The organism is Pseudobacter sp., assembly GCF_051955275.1.
GTDB lineage: Bacteria > Bacteroidota > Bacteroidia > Chitinophagales > Chitinophagaceae > Pseudobacter.
The window spans coordinates 1-19,026 of the sequence record NZ_JBQCGW010000242.1 but is presented as its reverse complement, the minus strand read 5'-3'; the positions used below and the strand labels follow the sequence as shown (position 1 = coordinate 19,026).

The following is a 19,026-nucleotide window of genomic DNA, read 5'->3' as shown; positions in this document are numbered from 1 at the left end:
CGGACAACCGAAGATGGTGCGTGGCGAAGCCCTCCTGGCCGCCTTCAAAGAAGCGGTAAGCCGCCCGTTCCGCGTAGTGCCTTATTTTGATCCGGGCCCATGGGGTGGACAATGGCTCAAGAGCGTGATCGGCCTCGATCCCAACCAGGTGAACTTTGCCTGGGGATTCGATTGCGTACCCGAAGAGAACAGCCTGCTGCTGCAGTTTGGCGATATGATCTTTGAAACGCCCAGCATCAACCTGGTATTCAATAAACCACAGCAATTGCTCGGTAAAAAAGTATATGAGGCATTCGGGGCAGAGTTCCCCATCCGCTTCGATTTCCTGGATACCATGGAAGGCGGTAACCTCAGCCTGCAGGTGCATCCGCTCAGGGAATATATCCGCGAGAAATTCGGTATGGCCTATACCCAGGATGAGAGCTATTATTTCCTGGAAGCCAGGGAAGGCGCATTCGTATACCTGGGATTGAAAGATAATGTAGTGCCTGAGAAAATGATCGGAGCGTTGCAGGATGCTCAAACCAATGGTTCCGATTTTGATGCGGAAGCCTATGTGGAGAAATGGCCGATCAAAAAACATGACCATGTACTGATCCCTTCAGGAACGGTGCATTGCTCCGGCGCAAACAGTGTGGTGCTGGAGATCAGCGCCACACCATACATCTTCACTTTCAAGTTGTACGACTGGGGCCGGATGGGGCTCGATGGAAAACCCCGTCCCATTTCCCTGGAACATGGAAAGAACGTGATCCAGTGGAACCGTACCACGGAGTGGACCCGGGAGCATATCCTCAACAAAGTGGAAACGCTGGCAGAAGGTGATGGCTGGAAAGAAGAGCGCACAGGTCTTGATGAAACCTCTTTCATTGAAACGAGAAGGTACTGGTTCACAAAGAAAGTGACACATAATACAGAAGGACGATTCAATGTGCTCAACCTCATCGAAGGAAGGGAAGCCATCGTTGAAAGTCCGGCCAACGCTTTCAAACCATTCGTTGTACACTACGCTGAAACCTTTATCGTGCCTGCCGATGCAGGGGAGTACACTATCCGTCCGTATGGAGCCGGTGAAGGTCAGCAGTGCGCAACTATCAAAGCATATGTTCGCACAGAAAACCTGATCGATTACAGAATAAACTAAACTTCTAACTACTAACGATTATGCACAAACAAGGATTGCAATATGTTTACAAATGCACCTATGTGGCGGCGGTGGGAGGATTGCTGTTCGGTTACGACACGGCAGTGGTAGCAGGCGCCATCGGGTTCATTCAGCAAAAATACGGACTGAGCCCGGCCATGATGGGATGGGTGGCATCCTGTGCGCTGGTAGGCTGTGTGATCGGTGCTATGTTTGCAGGAAGCCTGAGCGACCGGATCGGCCGTAAGAAAGTGCTGATGATCTCAGCCTTTGCTTTCGCCATCTCCTCCCTGGGTATCATGCTTCCGCTCAGCCTGAACTGGTTCATCTTTTTCCGTCTCATCGGAGGCATCGGTATCGGCATTGCCTCCATGTTATCGCCATTGTATATTTCTGAGATCGCCCCGGCCAATATCCGCGGGCGGCTCATTTCCATTTACCAGATGGGCATCGTGCTCGGCATCCTGCTGATCTATTTTGTGAATGCGTGGATCGCCGGCATGCACAACGAAGCCTGGAATATCGAGAGCGGATGGAGATGGATGTTCGGTAGCGGCTTATTGCCATCCCTGCTCTTCATCGTTCTGCTGATCCCTGTGCCGGAAAGCCCACGCTGGCTGGCGCAGCAGAACAGGCTGGATGAAGCGGAAGATGTACTCACCAAAGTGAACGGTACTGAAAAAGCGAAAGAAGAAATGAGCAATATCCGCTCCGCCATGAAAGAGGATACGGAAACTTCCTTCGGTATCTTACTGCAACCCGGATTGCGTTATGTATTATTCATCGGCATTATCCTGGCCATCCTCTCGCAGGTGACGGGGATCAATGCCATTATGTACTACGCGCCGGAGATCTTCAAATCCAGTGGCGACGGATCTAGTAGCGCAATGATGCAGACCGTGCTGGTGGGTGTGATCAATACGCTGTTCACTATCGTTGCTATAAAATACGTAGATAAATGGGGCAGAAAAAAGCTCCTGTTGTTAGGCGCCGGTGGTATGACCATCTGCCTGGCGATTGTAGGCGCCGCCTTTCATTTCGGCTTCAACCAGGGACCATTGATCCTGGTAGCGATCCTGGCTTATATCGCATTCTTTGCCATTTCCCTGGGACCACTCACGTTTGTAGTAGTGGCTGAGATCTTCCCCACACATGTGCGTGGCAGGGCGATGTCTGTAGCTATCTTCTTTCTCTGGGTGGCTGTGTTTGCCGTATCGCAGACCTTCCCGATGCTGCAGTCATCCGTGGGACCTGCTTATACATTCTGGATCTACATGATCATGTCCGTGATCGCTTTCTTCTTTGTGTGGAGGCTGGTGCCTGAAACCAAGGAGAAATCACTGGAAGAGATCGAGCAGTTCTGGAAGAACAAATAAACTGTTTACATCATTTAATAAAACTAACGATCATGCGCCTATACCCATTTTCACTGCTGATGGCTGTCTGCCTCTACGTGCTGACAGGCTGTAAAAAAGACAAGGACGATCCCAATGTTCCTGTAATCGATATGTCCACCGATTTCCTGGTCAATAAGTCTGACCGCGAAGTGGAAGTAACCCTTGAAATGACCGTTCCCGGTGGTGTAAAAACACTCGAGATCACCAAGGGTGTGAACCTGAAACCCGATGCAGTGTACGGAACAAAGTCCGTGAACCCTGCATCAACCGGAGAGAACAAATACCGTTATATATTCTACTATACGCTGCAGCGTGATGAGATCGACAAACTGGTAGGTTTCAATTTCAAGCTCACCGATAACCAGGGAAGGATAGTGGAGAAAGACCTGACCGTACATACGGAAGCCAATGCTGCGGAGATCATCTATTCTAAAAGATGGAAGATCACTTCACAACTTAGGGTCACTGCAAGCCCGGCAGCAGAAGAGATCGACAACTGCGTTAAAGATAATATCTATATTTTCAACAAAGACAGCAGCATGAGTGTGAACTTCGGCGCTGCAGGTTGTGGACTGGAAGGGTTGAATATTTATGATAAATGGCAGTTGAGCGAAGATGAACAGACTTTTCAATGGGAATATTATAATGTATTTGCACCATCGCAGAGAACAGTGGAGCAGTTCAAGGTACGCAGTATCTCCAGCAATGAGCTGAAGATGGATATTGTGATAGACCTCAGCTGGCTCGGGCCTCCCTACACAGACAAGGAACAATTTGTATACACTTTTGTGCCTACATTATAAACCCTTCTCAGTATGAATCAAACTTCAAAACACAATATCATTGCAGCTTCGGCATTCACTTTTGCTTGCCTGCTGATGGCAGGCTGCAACAACAGTGCGCCTGCGCAGGCTGAAACAAAAGAGCCACTCAGTCTGGATTCTGTGAGCTTCACAACAGAAGAAGCTCCAGAGTGGAGCAGACTGTTCAAAAGAACGCTTGGCTGGTTTGGTGGTGATGGCATCTTTGCTGTAACCCGCGATGGCCGTGAGAATGCCAATGCATCCGCCGGCAGCGAAACCATTATCTGGTTCAGCGATACCATGCTGGGAGAGATCGGACCGGATGGTAAACTGAAGCCCGGATATGAAATGATCCACAATTCCATCGCTGTACTGAAAGGTAATGAGCCCGATAGTAATCGTATCAATTTCTACTGGCCCAAAGAAGGTGGTAAGAATAAATCACTGTTCACACCAAAAACAGCTGCCACGGGCGTTGATGAATATTACTGGATGGGAGATGGTTTTGTGAACCAGGCAAAGAACAATGACCTTTATATTTTCGGCTATCGCATAAAAGATACGCATGATGGATCTCCGTTTCCATTCAAGGAAATGGGAAATACACTCGTAGTGCTGCCAGGAAACAGCCAACCTCCGTTCGCGAACCAACGTCAGATCGATATCCCTTTCTTCCTGGGTAAAGCAGTTGACAGCACAGGTACATTCGGTGCAGGCATCCTGGTGAACACAAAGGAAGCCGGTGCTGCCGATCCGGATGGTTTTGTTTATATCTATGGCATTCGTGGTCAACAGAAAGAGTTGATGGTGGCGCGCGTAGAACCTGCATTCATCGAGGATTTCAGCAAATGGACATTCTATGATGGCGCAGGTTGGACAACAGACCTGCCCAAGATCAGGACCGTTACAGACAAGTTGAGCAATGAGCTGGGTGTAATGCAACTGAAAGACGGCAGGTATGCGCTGGTGTTCCAGGAAGAAGGGTTAGGCAAATTTGTGGGCTTGCGCTTGGGCAGTTCGCCGGTAGGACCTTTCGGTAAGGTGATCCGTCTTTTCGATTGCAGCGCTTCCGTAGCGGATGATAAGGATTTCTTCCCTTACAATGCAAAAGTGCATACGGTGCTGAGCCAGCCCAATGAGCTGCTCATCAGTTACAATGTGAATTCCTTTGATTTCTTCAATGATGTGAAGGAGCATCCGCAATTGTACCGTCCCCGTTTCGTGAAGGTGAAAATCAACGAATAACATGAGAAAATTGATATTTCATATAGTAATCTGCAGCTGGACCGTTCTCTACGGTCCGGCTTTATTGGCAGCTGCACCGCCTACGTTCACAATAGCCAATACCATTCAGTCGAATATGGTATTGCAGCAGGCAAAGCCATTTAAAGTATGGGGCCAGGCTGTTGCAGGACAGCGGATTGAAGTGAAAGCCGACTGGATGCAACAATCAGTTACAACCTCCTCCAGCGAGCAACAGGAATGGATAACCGAAATACCCGTTCCCAAAGCAACTCCGGGAGATTATACGCCGCATACCATCCTCATCAGTTCCGGCAAGGATACGGTTTGGCTGCGTAATATATTGATCGGCGAGGTATGGCTTTGCAGCGGCCAGAGCAATATGGATATGGAACTGAAACCATTCATACCCTGGTTGCGCGGCGTAGTGAACTATGAACAGGAGATCCGGCACGCAGACTATCCTGCCATCCGTTTGTACAATGTGCGTACTGATTTCAAGGCTGAACCCGAAAATGATTGCATCAATGGCAGCTGGAAGATCTGTACTCCTGCTACAGTGCCTGATTTCAGCGGTGTGGCTTATTTTTTTGCCCGTGAACTGCATCAGCAGCTCAGGCTGCCCATCGGCCTGGTGGTGAGCAGTGTAGGCGGTTCCGCCTGTCAGATCTGGACGAGCAGGGAAACTCTTGAAAAGGATCCCGTACTCAATCAAAAATATTTGTATCCGTATGATACCAGCGCCTTGTCGAGAGAGCCGCTGGATTCTGTGGTTACATTCGAGAAGGTGGTAAGGCCAACACTGTTCTACAATGCAATGATCTATCCCTTGCGCAACCTCAGTTTACGCGGTATGCTCTGGTACCAGGGTGAGAGCAATCGCTTTGAGCGTGAGGCCTACACCAGGCTTACCAGCGCCATGATCGGCAACTGGCGTTCTTTATTCAATCAGGGCGATCTTCCTTTTTACTATGTACAGGTGGCACCCTTCAAATGGGAAGGAGATACCACCTGGACCAACTACTACGGTTATTTCCGCGAAGCCCAGGAGGCAGTTATGAAACAGACGCGCAATACCGGCATGGCTGTTATCATGGACCTTGGCGAAGCCGATGACCTGCATCCCCGCAACAAGCAGCAGGTTGGCATCAGGCTGGCTAAAATGGCGCTGAACAGGGATTATAAGAAACCTGTGGCTTACAAAGGGCCTCAGTATAAATCGATGAGGGTAGAAGGAAATACGGTGAAAGTTTCTTTTCAAGCTGAAACTACGGGTGACGTTCTTGCTACCAGTGATGCACAAGCGCCAATGCATTTTTATGTAGCCGGCACGGACCAGCAATTTCATCCTGCCAAAGCTGTGATCCGTGGAAATGAAGTCTGGGTACAGTCCGCAGCGGTTGCAAAACCTGTTGCTGTACGATATGCTTTCTCTAATTATCCCGTAACTAATTTATGCAATAAGGCAGGCTTGCCGGCGGTTCCGTTCCGCAGTGATAACTGGCCTGAGCCTGCTGCCAAATAATTCAACGGTCTTGCTATGAAAAAATATTTGTTACTGTCTGTATCAATTCTTTTGGTTGAGTTTCTGATGGCCGGTCCCGGCAATATCGCTCCGAATGCCACTGTTACGGTTTCTACATCACTGAATGCTTCTTTCGATGCTGAAAACGTAACAGATGGCCGGATCGGTATCGATGGAAAGGGAGAGTGGGCCTGTGAAGGCGTCACCACCGACTGGGGCTATATCCGTTTTCCCTGGGTGAACCTGGAATGGAAAACACCACAGGTGATCAACAGGATCGTGTTGTACGATCGTGCTTCCATGAAAGAGCATACTGCCGGAGGACGGCTGGAATTCAGTGACGGCAGCCGGATCTGGGTGAACCAGCTGCCTAATGATGGAACCGGTAAATCCATTTCCTTCCCTGACAAGACCATCACCTGGGTGAAATTTGTTGTCACCGATGGTAATGGCAGTGATCTCGGACTTTCCGAATTCGAAGTATATGAATCACCGGTACAGAGCAATGACTTTGTAAGCTGGGTTGATCCCTATATCGAGACCAATCGCGGTCGTTATATATTCTTCATCACCGGTAACCGTCCCTTTGGGATGGTAGGCGCCGCACCGCATACCAGGAATAAAAATCAGAATGGTGGTGGCTACAATTACAATGAAAGTGATATCCTGGGGTTCGGACAGATCCATTGCTGGATGCTGAGTGGTGTGGATATCATGCCGGTGGCGCCATCAGTAGATCCCACACAGGGGCCTTCATCATGGAAGGCAAAATTCAATCATGATGACGAGATCGTACAGCCAGGTTATCAGCGTGTATTCCTCCATGAACCAAAGACCTGGGTGGAGCTGACTTCCACGGACCGTGTGAGTTTTTATCGCTTTACCTGGACGCAGGATATGAAAGCGCGCATCCTCACCAACCTCGGCACACATGTGAGCAATGCCACCATGGCCAATGTGGATGTGCGTAAAGTAAATGATCATGAGATCGAAGGATCATTCAGTTCCACCAAAAGATACTGGGGCGGGCCAAAGGATGTGAAAATATTCTTTGTAATGAAATTCGATAAGGCCTTCGATGCACTGGATGGCTGGAATGGTGTAAAGCCTTTGAAGAATATCAATGCGTTGAAAGGTGATAGTGCCGGCATGACGGCATCCTTTAACATAAAGGCAGGAGACCAGGTGAAGATGAAGATCGCTATCTCTTACACCAATATTGAAAATGCCAGGAACAATCTGAATACAGAATGCAATACCTGGGATTTCGACCAGGTGCGTAATGAGTCTAAAGCTATCTGGAATGAATGGCTGGGAAAGATCGATGTGAAAGGCGGGACCGTTGCGCAGAAGATCAAATTCTATACTGATCTCTGGCATGTACTGCTGGGAAGACATAAGATCAATGATGTGTCCGGTGATTATCCGGATCGTACGGAAGGCAAACGAGACGGCACTTTCACGGATGCAGTGTTCAAGATCAAAACAGTGCCTAAGAATGCAGATGGCAGTCTGAAGTTCCATATGTACAACTCAGACGCGTGGTGGCTCACGCAATGGAACCTGAATGTGCTCTGGGGACTGGCCTGGCCTGAAGTGCAGGATGAAATGAGCGCCAGTATGCTGGAGTACGCCAACAATGGCGGATTGCTGCCAAGGGGGCCTTCCGGTGGTGGCTATTCTTATATCATGACGGGTAATCCTGCCGCCAACCTGGTGGTGAGCACGTATATGAAAGGCTTACTGACAAAAGCTGACCCGGTACATGCATTTGAAATACTTAAACGCAACCAGATGCCAGGAGGCATGTTAGGGGGTGGAAAAGAAGGAAGGCCGCAGGATGTAGCTTTCTATATCAAGAAGGGATGGTGGCCTGGTAATGCTGGCATCACTATCGAGGCGGCATTCCAGGACTGGGGTGTGGCGCAAATGGCGCAGCGGCTGGGAAAGAAGAAAGATTACAATGAGTTCATGCGCCGCTCCAAGAGCTGGATGAACTGTTTTGATACTACTCAGAAACTCTTATTCCCTAAAGGCGCTGATGGAAAATTCCTGCACAGTAATCCGCTCAGCGGAGAAGGCTGGGTGGAGGCCAATGCGTGGCAGGCCACATTCGGTGTATCGCAGGATATCCCAGGATTGGCTAAACTGATGGGCGGGGAAGACGTACTCTGTGACAAGCTCAATTATGCTTTTGAAAAGGCTGCAGCGAGTGATTTTGTATTTGCTTACAATGATGGTTATATCAGTTATGCCAACCAGCCCGGATGTTCCAATGCGCACGTGTTCAATCACGCCGGTAAACCCTGGCTGAGCCAGTACTGGGTGCGCAGGGTGAAAGAGCAGGCCTATGGCGGAATTACGCCTGACCTGGGTTATGGCGGGCATGATGAAGATCAGGGACAAATGGGCGGCGTGAGCGCCCTGATGGCGATCGGCCTGTTCAGTCTGACTGGTAACCAGGAAGCGGTCCCTACGTATGATATCACTTCTCCCATTTTTGATACCATCACCATCAAACTTGACAAACGTTATTACAAGGGCAATCAGTTTGTGATCAGAACGCATAATAACAGTGCTGCTAATTGTTATATTCAGCGTGCAACGCTGAATGGCGCAGAGCAGCAGAAAGTGAGCTTCCCGCACACCAGTTTTGCAAATGGCGGAGAGCTGGAGATCTGGCTGGGTAACAAACCAAACATGAACTGGGGAAAATAATGTTGATGCCGGCTTACCGGGGAGCGACCGGGCACAGCAAAAATAAAAATTTACATGAAAGTACTTGGAATAGATATCGGCGGCTCGCATATCAGCACCTGTATGGTGAAGCTGGATATTGCTGAATTCTTTCGCGGCACGGCAGTGCATGCAAAGGTGGATCCGCATGGGAGTGTGGAAACGCTGATCAATGCATGGGCCGATGTTATACGGGAGAGTTTCGAAAAAGCGGGTGAGCCTGTGGGTTGTATAGGTATTGCCATGCCTGGTCCTTTTGATTACGAAAAAGGGATCAGCCATATTTCCGGTCTGCATAAGTTTGATTCATTATACGGGCTTAATGTAAAGCAACTGCTGGGAGATGCTTTGCAGATCCCTTCGGATAGTATCCGTTTCATCAATGATGCTTCTGCATTCCTGCTGGGAGAAGTGTATGGCGGGGCGGGCAAGGGGTTTGCCAATGCCGCAGGTGTTACGCTGGGTACGGGTTTGGGCTCGGCGGGGTATTACAATCATGTACTGCATGATGGTGATCTCTGGTGTATGCCATATAAAGATTCAAGGGCGGAAGATTATCTCTGTTCACGCTGGGTGGTGCAGGAGTACCGGCGCCTGAGCGGCAAAACCATTCATGGGGTGAAGGACCTGATGAATGATTATCATCAGGATGATCATGCAAAACAATTATTTGAAACCTTTGGCAATAACCTGGGGGAAGTATTGCTGCTGAAATTCCCGCCATCCATTCAGGATGTAGTGGTGATAGGTGGCAATATTGCAAAAGCCTGGGATTGCTTTATTCCGGCAACGATCAGGCATTTTGAATCCATGGGTATGACAATGCAGCTGCGTCCGGCCTTGCTAGGCGAAGATGCTGCTATCATGGGTGCTGCCTGTCTCTGGCAGTGATCTACTCCGGAACGTATTGGTACAGGAAACCTTTGGAAGTGAAGCCATAGGTTTTACCATTGTACTGGTGTACGTAGGTGATGACTCCTTTACCGGCTTCTTCCGGAACTTTGTTCATGGTCCTCCATTTGTTATTACCCGGATCATATTCATACAAATCATGTTTCTTTCCCAATACATAACCTTTACCATTATGCGTAAAGGTTATGCCGTTTTCGGCTGATTGCAGTTCAACCGGGAATTCAGCCAATGCAGTGGTCTGCTGGTTGGCAGGGTTGAATGCTGCATGCTCCCGGGTGAAGATGCTGCCGGGGATCCGGTTATTGTAGCCAGCTCCGAAATGGAATTGATTGTTCAGGAGAAAAGAGAAACCACTGGTGCCGCAGTTCTTGCTGAGCTGGTTGATGTGGGTATCCCATTCATCATTGGTGATATCATAAGTAAACACTTTGGTTTGAATGCTTTGATCGCCCATTGCTCCGTTGATCTGCAAGGCGCTGTACAAAGTATTATTCAGGATAAAAGCTCTTCCGTCGGCGCCTTCAACAGGACAGTCTGCCAGTTGTTTCCAGGGCAAGGAGGCACTGGGATCGAATTCCCACCAGTCGCGCAGGAAAAATCCATTACCTGATCTGCCGCTACCGATATAGGCTTTGTTGTTGTGCACGGCTACGGCACAGTTCCAGCGTTCTTCAAAACCATTGGGATAATTGAAACTTCCTACCCAGACCTTTCTATCCAGGTCGAAGAAATGCAAATTATTGTCTTTATTGCCGAAGAATACTTCGTTACCGATATTGAAGCTCCAGTTGGCGGTGCCGATATTCCTTTGCGGGGCGGCGATGGCCTCCCAGCGGTCCTGTGGGGGTGGCGGGGCGTTGTCTTTGTCTTTTTTACAATTGGCTGCTGTGAGTGCGATAAACAGCAGGCAGTATATGGTAGTGAAATTAGGCATATAATAAGATTGTCGGTTGAATAGAGTACTGACAACTATTTTGCCCTGAATGTTAGGTGCCGATTTGTTAAATTCTTTTTATCTGGATGTTTTTGACTCCGGGGTGGATTATAGAGCCTCTAAGTTGTTGAAATGATGAGCCGGATTATACGGGCGTATTTTCCCGGGCCGTATCCCTGAGCTTGTCCAGGATCTTCACCTGTTCGGCAGTAATGGTGCTGATCAGCTGGAACTGATCTGTAATGGCTTTGAGGTCTGATAGTGTTTTGCGGATGGCGGTCTGTTCTTCTTCTTCCAGAGGTGCTCCGGCCATTTCATCCCTTCTGATCTGAAGAAGCTCCATTAATTTCTGACGGATGGTATCTTCCATCAGCTTTTGCTCGGCCTGGGTGCTGCTGCGGTTTTCGAGGATGGCAGTTGCCAGATCGAACTGTGCTTCCACCTGGTTCACAAGCGGCTGGAAGTCCATGGAACTGTATTGCTGCCCGGACCGTTGCGCGTAATATGAGAGGGAGGCGATATGCGAAGTGAGCAGGTGGCTGGTGGCAACGAACTGGTGATAGTTCTCCAGGTTATATTGTTTGCTCCTGGGCTCAGACATCATTCTCTGAAAATGATCCGACATATTCGCGAGCGCCACGAATGCCCCCTTTCTGGCCACTTTGTAGTTGGTGATATCAAAGCCGCTGCCGGTAAAGGCTTTGGCTACTGTGGAGAAGTAAGCGCGATTAGCGGGGATGGCCACCTCCAGGTAGTGTGCGATCTGTTCTTTCTCCCAACTGGGAAGCACAAACGAAGATGCAATGAAGGCGATCACGCATCCGATGGCCGTATCCAGCACACGGTCATGCAGCACCACGCCCAGACCCGATGGATTGAGAAAGTGGAAACTGATGATCACATAAACAGTGATTCCTGCGGAGCTCACGAGATAATTCAGCTTCAGCATGCTGTAGGAAATGATCATGGCCAGCAGCATGATGATGAACAGGATGGTGGTGTCCATCGTGATATAAATAGCGGCAAAACCAAGGAAGGCGCCGGTAAGTGTTCCGATGATACGGTTGCCGTTCCGTTTTTTTGTGATGCTGTACGCGGGTTTCAGGATGGTGGTGATGGTCAGCAGGATCCAGTAGCCGTGTCCAAGCGGGAAGAGCATCGATACTATATAACCCACAATGAGGGCAAGTGTGAGCCTGGCAGCGTGCCGGAAAGTGGTGGATTGTAAGCTCAGGTTATCGAAGAGCAGGTTGGGATCGAGTTCCTGGCGGGTGATGAAGCGGTCGAGGTTCTTCACTCTTTCCGGTTCCTGGCTTTTGAGCATTTTGCTGATGCTGCGGTCGTAGCTGGTGTATTGGGAAAGGATCTTGATGCGTTCGGCGAGGTCCTGGAGGCTGAAGAGGATATGCCGGAGTTTGATGAAACCTTCGATATTGGTGGCGTTCAGCTTTTTGTTGCGCATGGAGAAGAAGGCGTCCTTGGCGTTGTCTATGAGGCGGTCTATTCTTCTTTCATTGCGGTAGGGAAGTCCATTCTGGATGGCGAGGCCGATATCGTTGAGGGTGTCGGCCATTTCAAGGATGGTGCGGTTGTAGACGAGGAGGATCTCTTCGTGATCAAATTCCTTGTGCAGGGATTCGTAATCCTGCTGGGTGGTCATGATCCGCTCGAAGAGATCGATACTGTCGAGGAACATCTGCATCAGCACTCTTCCCTTGCGGGTGGACTCGCGCACCACGCTGCGGGCTTTGAACAGCATTTCACGCAGTTCATCCTGGTGTTGGTGTATAGCGATCTGGTGCCGCATGAGAGAGCGGTAGTTCTCTTTATAGTCAGGATCTTTTTTATAGAAGGCTGCTTTAACTTCCAGGTACCGTGCCGTTTCCATGAGGCTTTCTCCAAGCAATTGCTGAATGAGTTTGTACGGCCTCAATGTATGCAGGAGCAGGCTGAGGATGGCGTACCAGAGGCCGCCAACGGTGAACCATCCGGCATTGATCAGGATATCCCGGAATTCATTGCCGGCGGGGGAGAGGTGTGCATCGATATTGAAAATAAAAACAAGCAAGGCGATGGAGCCGATGCTGTTGGCGCGGTTGCCGTATACCCCCAGCAGTGAGAGGAACATGCTGAGTGCTACGAGCTCGATACCGATGATCCAGGAATGGCCACGCGAAAGTCCGGCGAGCATGGCTACGATAAAATTGAACCCGATACTGATGAAGATGGCATTTCTGCGATGCTGGATGGGGCCGGGGTTATCAGTGAAGCCTACACAGAGGGCGCCGAGCGGAACAGCCATCATGGAGCCGAGCAGGCCGTACTGATAGAGGATGATGGCGGGAATTACGGCGCCTGCCGTAATACGAACGCCTGCATACAAGTACTGACTGCTGATGAACTTCCTGAACTCCTGTGCATAATCCATAGTACATTGCCCGATTCAATGCAAATTTAGTGATATATGGGGAAATGGGGGAAAAGAGGCAGGGAGGTGGTGAGGCTGGGTAAGTAAGTTCCTTTTTTTAGCTATTTTTGAGTTGCAGTTTATCAAACTCTTTTATAATGCCCTTACCTATTGTTCATCCTTACAAGATCCGTCTGAATATTACTCCCGGACTTATTGCTATTCTTCTCGTGTTACTCAGCCCACACCTGAGCAAGGCTCAGAATTATAAGTTGATTAAAGCCAAAGACAGTGTGAATCAAAAGGCCTCTGCTTTGCTCCGGCAAGCTTTTTCGGATAAGAGTTTATCGCCGGTATTTGGCAAGTCATTTATCTGCGGTCCTTCTCTTTGGTCAGCACTTTCTGCCGGCAAGGGTAATGGGGCGATTGCCGGGACTGATGCTAACTTTCACATTCAGCAACCTGATGGCAGTCTGCAAACCAGGCCGGGAAAGATAATTCAAAACATAACAGAGGCTGATAAGCTCTGGTTGAGGTTGATCAGGCAGCATTCCGTTGTGCTGCTCAGTGCTCCAACAAAAGCCGAGTTGGTTATGTATGCAAGTCTGCTGGCACCGGAGATACATGAACCCATTTACATTGTCACGCTTGGCAGGAACAGGTACCTGATCCACATCGATTTCAGGAATTACTCAATTCTGTTTCTTGAAAAACTGAATCATTGAGGGCAGCATTCTTTATCAGGCAACGACAGCTTGAATTTTTGTAGCTTCAATACATAGCAATCCATTTTTCGCGAATAATAAAGTGTGCCGCTGAGAGAATAATTGTAACAGATTGCGCAGAGGCCGGCCTGATTTCCAAACGCAACTTCCTGCTTTTTATCACTGAATTCTATGGCAATTACTTTGCCGGTAAGCTTTGTGCTTAAAGAAGCTGGTTTAACTTTCTTTACCTCGTACTGAGGGTAGCAATCGCCACAGGCATAAGCCATGTAGCGACATTCAACGTTCACATTTTCCTGGATTCTGGTGCTGGAAAATTTAAAATACCAGATGAAAGCGGCAGTGATAACCACTGCCGCTGATATGAGAAAAGTTGATTTTGTTCTTTTACCTGGCATTGTTTCTTAGTTTGGGCTTCTTTTTTTCAGGCTTCGGTTTCTTTTTCTTTTCTTCCTTCACATATACCTGTTTGTTTCCATCATATTCACTCCCTGCTTTTTTCTTTTTCTCAAGATATGAATTTATCACTTTCTGACTGATGCGGCCTTTTATCCTGGTGGAGAACAATAATTTGCCATTATGATATACCGCTCTTTCACCATGTCTGTAATCCTGTTGTTTGACAGATGTTCTGCCTTCACCATTGATCTGTGGATTAGCTTTTGTGGTATGAGCAATCACTACAGCATTCTTTTTCCCCGCATTGTACAGGTTTTCGGAGAGATTGGTAGCCATATTATCAATAACAATCGTTCCGCTTGCTCCTTTACATCCATGAACTTCTATAACAGCATCATTTGTGAACTTATTATAATCGATCTTGCCGATATCTGTATTTTCATTACCCCCAAACCAGCTTCCCACACCTTGAGCAGTTTCGCTGGCATAAAGATTATTAGCTTCCTTTTCTTCATACGGGATAGACTCGCTTTCACCTGTTGCACCTGTATTTTCATTTCTTACCATGAACAAAGCATACTCGGAACCGTGCGTAAAAAAGTCGACGGATTGAACGGAATTATTGGCCTGAGCATTTATTTTATCCACCACGTACTGACCGCTTTTAGCAAAGAAAAATTTACCTCCTCCTCCGTAATCCTTATTCACATTCTTTGCAGCATATTTAAAAGCGCCATTGTCACCCACAGAACGAGCTCCTCCGTAAAAAAGCAGCCTTACCGGTACTGGTGTTAATCCTCCCTGATCAATATTGTTAACGGGACTATTGCTGGCATAAGCATAGGGTGAAATGGAAATATATTTTTCCAGTAATGGATCAACAACATGCCATCTGCCTATCTGCGGGTCATAAAACCTTGCGCCATAGTCATACATATCCAGTCCGCTTCCATCGCTGAATTCTTTTTCCTGTTTTTCTTTTCCATTATATTCATATTTATTATCTAGTTTTCCGGCAGCGTCAGCGCTGATTCCCTCCATGGTCAGCCCGAATGGATAATAATGGGTTTCCTCCAGAATGGGGCCTTTGGTATGGGTTATCTGAAGGTTATCGAAATATACATCTATATTGGGTGTTTCATTGCTGACATACACATAGAGGTAGCCGTTCTTCCGGACGCTGAGGTCTGTAAACTGATGAAGCTTGAATTCTTCATTATCGCCTACCTGATCACAACCGCTGAGGCCTGATCCGATAATATTGCCGTTTGCATCTTCAGCTGCCTTGAACTGTTCATCCAGTAAAATCCAGTTTAAAAAAGCGCGGGGTCTGGTATTATTGCTTGTTCTGTCTCCGAGGAACCTAACCACATTGGGAGATAAAACGCCGCTGCCTGTAATTTCAGAGGCAGTAACACCACCGTGAGCGGCTGTAATTCCTCCTACGCTGCCGGCCAGTGCCGTCAGGAGATCAGTCAGTGGATTAACCGGTGTACCCGGAGATACTCCATACGTTTTATACCAGCTGTTTGCCCTCAGGTTGAATTTGTCTCCGGCCATCACTTTCAAAACGATTGCCGGGCCGATCTTGTGTCCGTCGCCTCTTACTTTTGCTGCCTTGTCATTTGGATTTGAATATGGATCGGCAGGATACCCGGCAGGCTTGTTTTCCCTGGTACTGGCGATATTTGAATACAATGCCTCTTCTGTTACTGATTGTGCAGACTCCATGGTTGCCGCCGGATAACTATCTGCTTTTTGTTCTTCTGTGAGTACCATTCTTACATTACCAAGATGATCCTTCAACATGTAGTCATACTCAAAAGATCCGTTCGCATTAACTCCTCCGGCAGGAAGATAACGTATTCTTCCTTCTTCGCAATCCAGGAACTGAAGCCGGTTGGTATAATTCAAAGTGTTGAGAGATGATGCGCTATAACTTTTACTTTCATACACAGCTTCACCGATATACGTGGTGGTGGTAGTGATATTGGTGGTTACATTGCTGTTGTTGAATTGTACGGTGCCATTATTTTCCTGTGTAACTTTTTTCAATTTAGTACCTTCTGCATCATAGAAGTATTTTATGGTTCCTTTACCGGTAACCGTGAGTTCCTCCGGAAGGTTCAGGTAATTGTATTTGATATTGCTGATCCCTCTGTTGAGATCGCTGGTAACATTTCCATTACCATCATAGGAATAGTCCGGATTCAAACCATTGCTTCCGTCTTTGAAATCTCCCAGATCACCTCCCGCCGTAGCAGCCTCAGTTACGCTGGCCAATTTATTACCTGAGTTCTGATACTGGTAAGTAAGATCGTCTATTTTCGGAGAGGTGTTCAATTTCAGGCCCCACTGTTGCATTTTCAGGATATTTCCATTTGCATCGTATGCTGTTGACGGATCCGTTCCATTACCCAGTTTTACACTATAATCAATGCCAGCAGATTTGTTGAACGTGCCTCCGGTAAGTTGGTTAAAATCTGCACTCAGCAACCTGTTTGCCGCATCATAAGAAAAATTGTATTTTCTCTTCTCGCCATCACCTTTGCTTTTCCATACCATCCTGGAAATATTTCCATTGAACTGGAATGAAGTACCGTTATTGCCTGCGGCAGCTAGAGCAGTCTCAACAAGTGTGGGTTTGTCATATCCCAGTTCAAAGCCGAAATAATTGGAATTATTTTCGTCTCTGGCGAATTCCCGGTTGATGCCTTGCAGCCATCCACGGATATTATAGTCGTATTTCATGGACTCCAGACCAGCATTGCTGTTATATCCGGGAGCAAAATTCTTTTTCTTCAATTGTCCCAACGCATCATATTCATTACTTGCAATGACCTGTTCTGGTTTATTCACGGTAACGCCATTGATATTACTACTCACAGTTTTACTGGTAGTCAACAATCTGTCCAGGTTATCATAAGTGAGTTTAGTGGTAATGGTATGCGTTTCCGGAGTAGAGCCTGCCAGCGTCTGGTGAGCAATCATTACAAGTGGTTGCCCGGCAAAATTATATTGAGCGCTTCTTATATTATATCCTCCCGAATAATTACTTTCTTTCACCTGTATCAGGTTACTTTTTTTGTCGTAAAAATTAACCTTGTACATGGTTTGGGTACCATCGAGTGTTCTGACAATTGAACCGGTTATTGATCCCATCGTGTTATCGGCAGGTTGTGACGCCTGTGCATATGGCCATGTATTATTATCCGGTGTCAGAAAAGAAGTATTCAAACCGGATTCAAAGGATCTATAATGTGCAGGGACTTTGTCTGTCCATAAATAATTATCATAGTAAGTAATGGTCAGATAAGAAAAGTCTGCGCCGGGAGGAAGTGGATTGCAATTGATCAGCAGACCTTCGAATAAAGAGGTTTCTCCATTTTCTCCTCCGGGACCAGCTACTATTTCTGCTGTAAATTCACCATCGGTTTCGGTATAGAATCCCGGCTCCAGGGTTATTGACCGGATAGCTTCAAATGGCCCTGATGCCATATCACGCAGAGAGATATCTATCGGAATTCCAGCTCCACTATTGCCGGATGATCCATCTGTCTGAGCAGTAACCAATGACTGTAAGGAAGCGAAGGTGCCGCTGTAATTCAGAATACCGGTCATTACCGTTCTGTTCAACCCATCATATAAAGTAACCTGCCATTTATCCTGCAATCTTAAATTGGCGTCCTGCACCATCACCGGACGGTCTTTCGCATCATAGACCATATACATTTCTCCTGAGCCAGGGATCTTTTTTATAATCATCCGGTCCAGGTCATCGTATTCAAACCTGAAGCACTGCTCATTGAGTATATTCTGCATTGTAGTTCCAGACCAGCCGGACTGGCTCAGCATTTCGACACCTTTCGGCTGTATAATGCAGCGCAGTCTTTCCAGGTCGTCGTACAGATAGTAGGTGCAAATCCAACCATTATACCCCATTCCGTTTCCGTCGTCTGTTAACTCGCCGATCTGTTCTTTCTTAAGGATACTTTTTCCGTCTATATCAACGAAAAGTATGGTTTGTTTTCCGTTTTCATCTATATCCACTTTTTTGGTAAGCTCTCCATCCGGATAAGCAGCACTGGTGCTGTAAGTGGCAAAATTACCAGGCCCGTTTTCTGTTACATTCCATATTCTTACATTATCGGCAGCTGTATTCAGCCAGAATTTGAACCTGGCTGACTTCCTGTTGGCCTCGGCATAATATTCAGCAGTTCCTGCCCAGCTTTCACCAGGAGCAAAAGCCTCCTCAATCCGGTTCAACGGCGATCTTTCATATGCAGTAACCCTGTAGGCGTAATTCAGACTATTGGGACCCAGGTTGGTTTCTCCGGGATTACCGTTCTGGTATAGGTTGTGAAAGTCGGCCTGCTGCCGGAATGCATTCAGCTTAAAGAGCCCATTATCTTTTGACGGATCTGATGCGTTCATTGCCGAAGGCAGATATTTAACTGTTTCCCGGCCGTTTGCGTCAAATAAAAATGATTGAATCAGATCTGTCGGATTCTGCCCGGTGGGTAAGCTGCCTTGTTTGGAAACCAGTTGTACCGGCTTTCCAAGTCCATCAATATAAATCGTACTGATCTGCGCAGCAGGCAGATTAGTAGCAACTGTGAGGTCGTTCGTATTGGTAGTTGGCTTTTTTACAATCCAGGTCCGGATAAAATTCAGATCCGCCAACCCCGAAGTGTAGTTCCCGGGCAATGGCCTTTGACTGAATGAAAACATGGAGCTCAGCATCAATACTATCAGCAATAGGGACTGCGGGTATTTTTTGCTCATTCGTATAAGGTTTGAAG

General features: G+C 47.6%; 12 protein-coding genes. 8 read left to right on the top strand and 4 right to left on the bottom strand.

All coding sequences use genetic code 11. The features are described 5' to 3' along the window. The 7 genes from ACTHMC_RS21100 to ACTHMC_RS21070 all read left to right on the top strand — a co-directional run. On the top strand, window positions 1–1,144 hold a 1,144-nt coding region (locus ACTHMC_RS21100; RefSeq protein WP_440416153.1), incomplete at its 5' end, for a class I mannose-6-phosphate isomerase. Window positions 1,145–1,164: 20 nt separating this feature from the next. After that, the gene (locus ACTHMC_RS21095; RefSeq protein ID WP_440416151.1) at window positions 1,165–2,520 is read left to right on the top strand and encodes a sugar porter family MFS transporter; all 1,356 of its coding nucleotides are present in this window, start codon (window positions 1,165–1,167) and stop codon (window positions 2,518–2,520) included. A 32-nt stretch (window positions 2,521–2,552) separates the two neighbouring features. Next, window positions 2,553–3,344: a hypothetical protein gene (locus ACTHMC_RS21090; RefSeq protein WP_440416149.1), complete on the top strand. Its 792-nt coding sequence runs from the start codon at window positions 2,553–2,555 to the stop codon at window positions 3,342–3,344. A gap of 12 nt (window positions 3,345–3,356) precedes the next feature. Beyond that, complete coding sequence (locus ACTHMC_RS21085; protein ID WP_440416147.1) at window positions 3,357–4,589, top strand: hypothetical protein; 1,233 nt, start codon at window positions 3,357–3,359, stop codon at window positions 4,587–4,589. Between the two features lies 1 nt (window position 4,590). Then, a complete protein-coding gene (locus ACTHMC_RS21080; protein ID WP_440416145.1) occupies window positions 4,591–6,111 on the top strand; it encodes a sialate O-acetylesterase in 1,521 nt (506 codons plus the stop codon). A 15-nt stretch (window positions 6,112–6,126) separates the two neighbouring features. Further along, the gene (locus ACTHMC_RS21075) at window positions 6,127–8,829 is read left to right on the top strand and encodes a GH92 family glycosyl hydrolase (protein ID WP_440416144.1); all 2,703 of its coding nucleotides are present in this window, start codon (window positions 6,127–6,129) and stop codon (window positions 8,827–8,829) included. A gap of 54 nt (window positions 8,830–8,883) precedes the next feature. After that, window positions 8,884–9,738 (top strand): ROK family protein, encoded by an 855-nt coding sequence (locus ACTHMC_RS21070; RefSeq protein ID WP_440416142.1) that lies wholly within the window; start codon window positions 8,884–8,886, stop codon window positions 9,736–9,738. Window position 9,739: 1 nt separating this feature from the next. Here the strand turns inward: ACTHMC_RS21070 and ACTHMC_RS21065 are convergent, their stop codons facing one another. Further along, window positions 9,740–10,693 carry a hypothetical protein gene (locus tag ACTHMC_RS21065; protein ID WP_440416140.1) on the bottom strand — a complete coding sequence of 318 codons (954 nt, stop codon included), beginning with the start codon at window positions 10,691–10,693 and terminating at the stop codon, window positions 9,740–9,742. Between the two features lie 145 nt (window positions 10,694–10,838). Beyond that, entirely contained in the window at window positions 10,839–13,121 is a 2,283-nt protein-coding gene (locus ACTHMC_RS21060) for an FUSC family membrane protein (protein ID WP_440416138.1), read from the bottom strand. A gap of 137 nt (window positions 13,122–13,258) precedes the next feature. Here ACTHMC_RS21060 and ACTHMC_RS21055 point away from each other — a divergent pair, with 137 nt between their 5' ends. Continuing rightward, window positions 13,259–13,825, top strand: a complete 567-nt coding sequence (locus tag ACTHMC_RS21055; protein ID WP_440416137.1) for a hypothetical protein — start codon at window positions 13,259–13,261, stop codon at window positions 13,823–13,825. On the opposite strand, the gene ACTHMC_RS21050 is transcribed toward ACTHMC_RS21055, so the two are convergent. Then, window positions 13,819–14,223: a hypothetical protein gene (locus tag ACTHMC_RS21050; protein ID WP_440416136.1), complete on the bottom strand. Its 405-nt coding sequence runs from the start codon at window positions 14,221–14,223 to the stop codon at window positions 13,819–13,821. The two genes, ACTHMC_RS21055 and ACTHMC_RS21050, sit on opposite strands and share 7 nt — an antisense overlap. Beyond that, window positions 14,213–19,009, bottom strand: a complete 4,797-nt coding sequence (locus ACTHMC_RS21045) for a DUF6443 domain-containing protein (protein WP_440416134.1) — start codon at window positions 19,007–19,009, stop codon at window positions 14,213–14,215. Before ACTHMC_RS21045 ends, ACTHMC_RS21050 begins: the two co-directional genes overlap by 11 nt. Window positions 19,010–19,026: the final 17 nt, after the last annotated feature.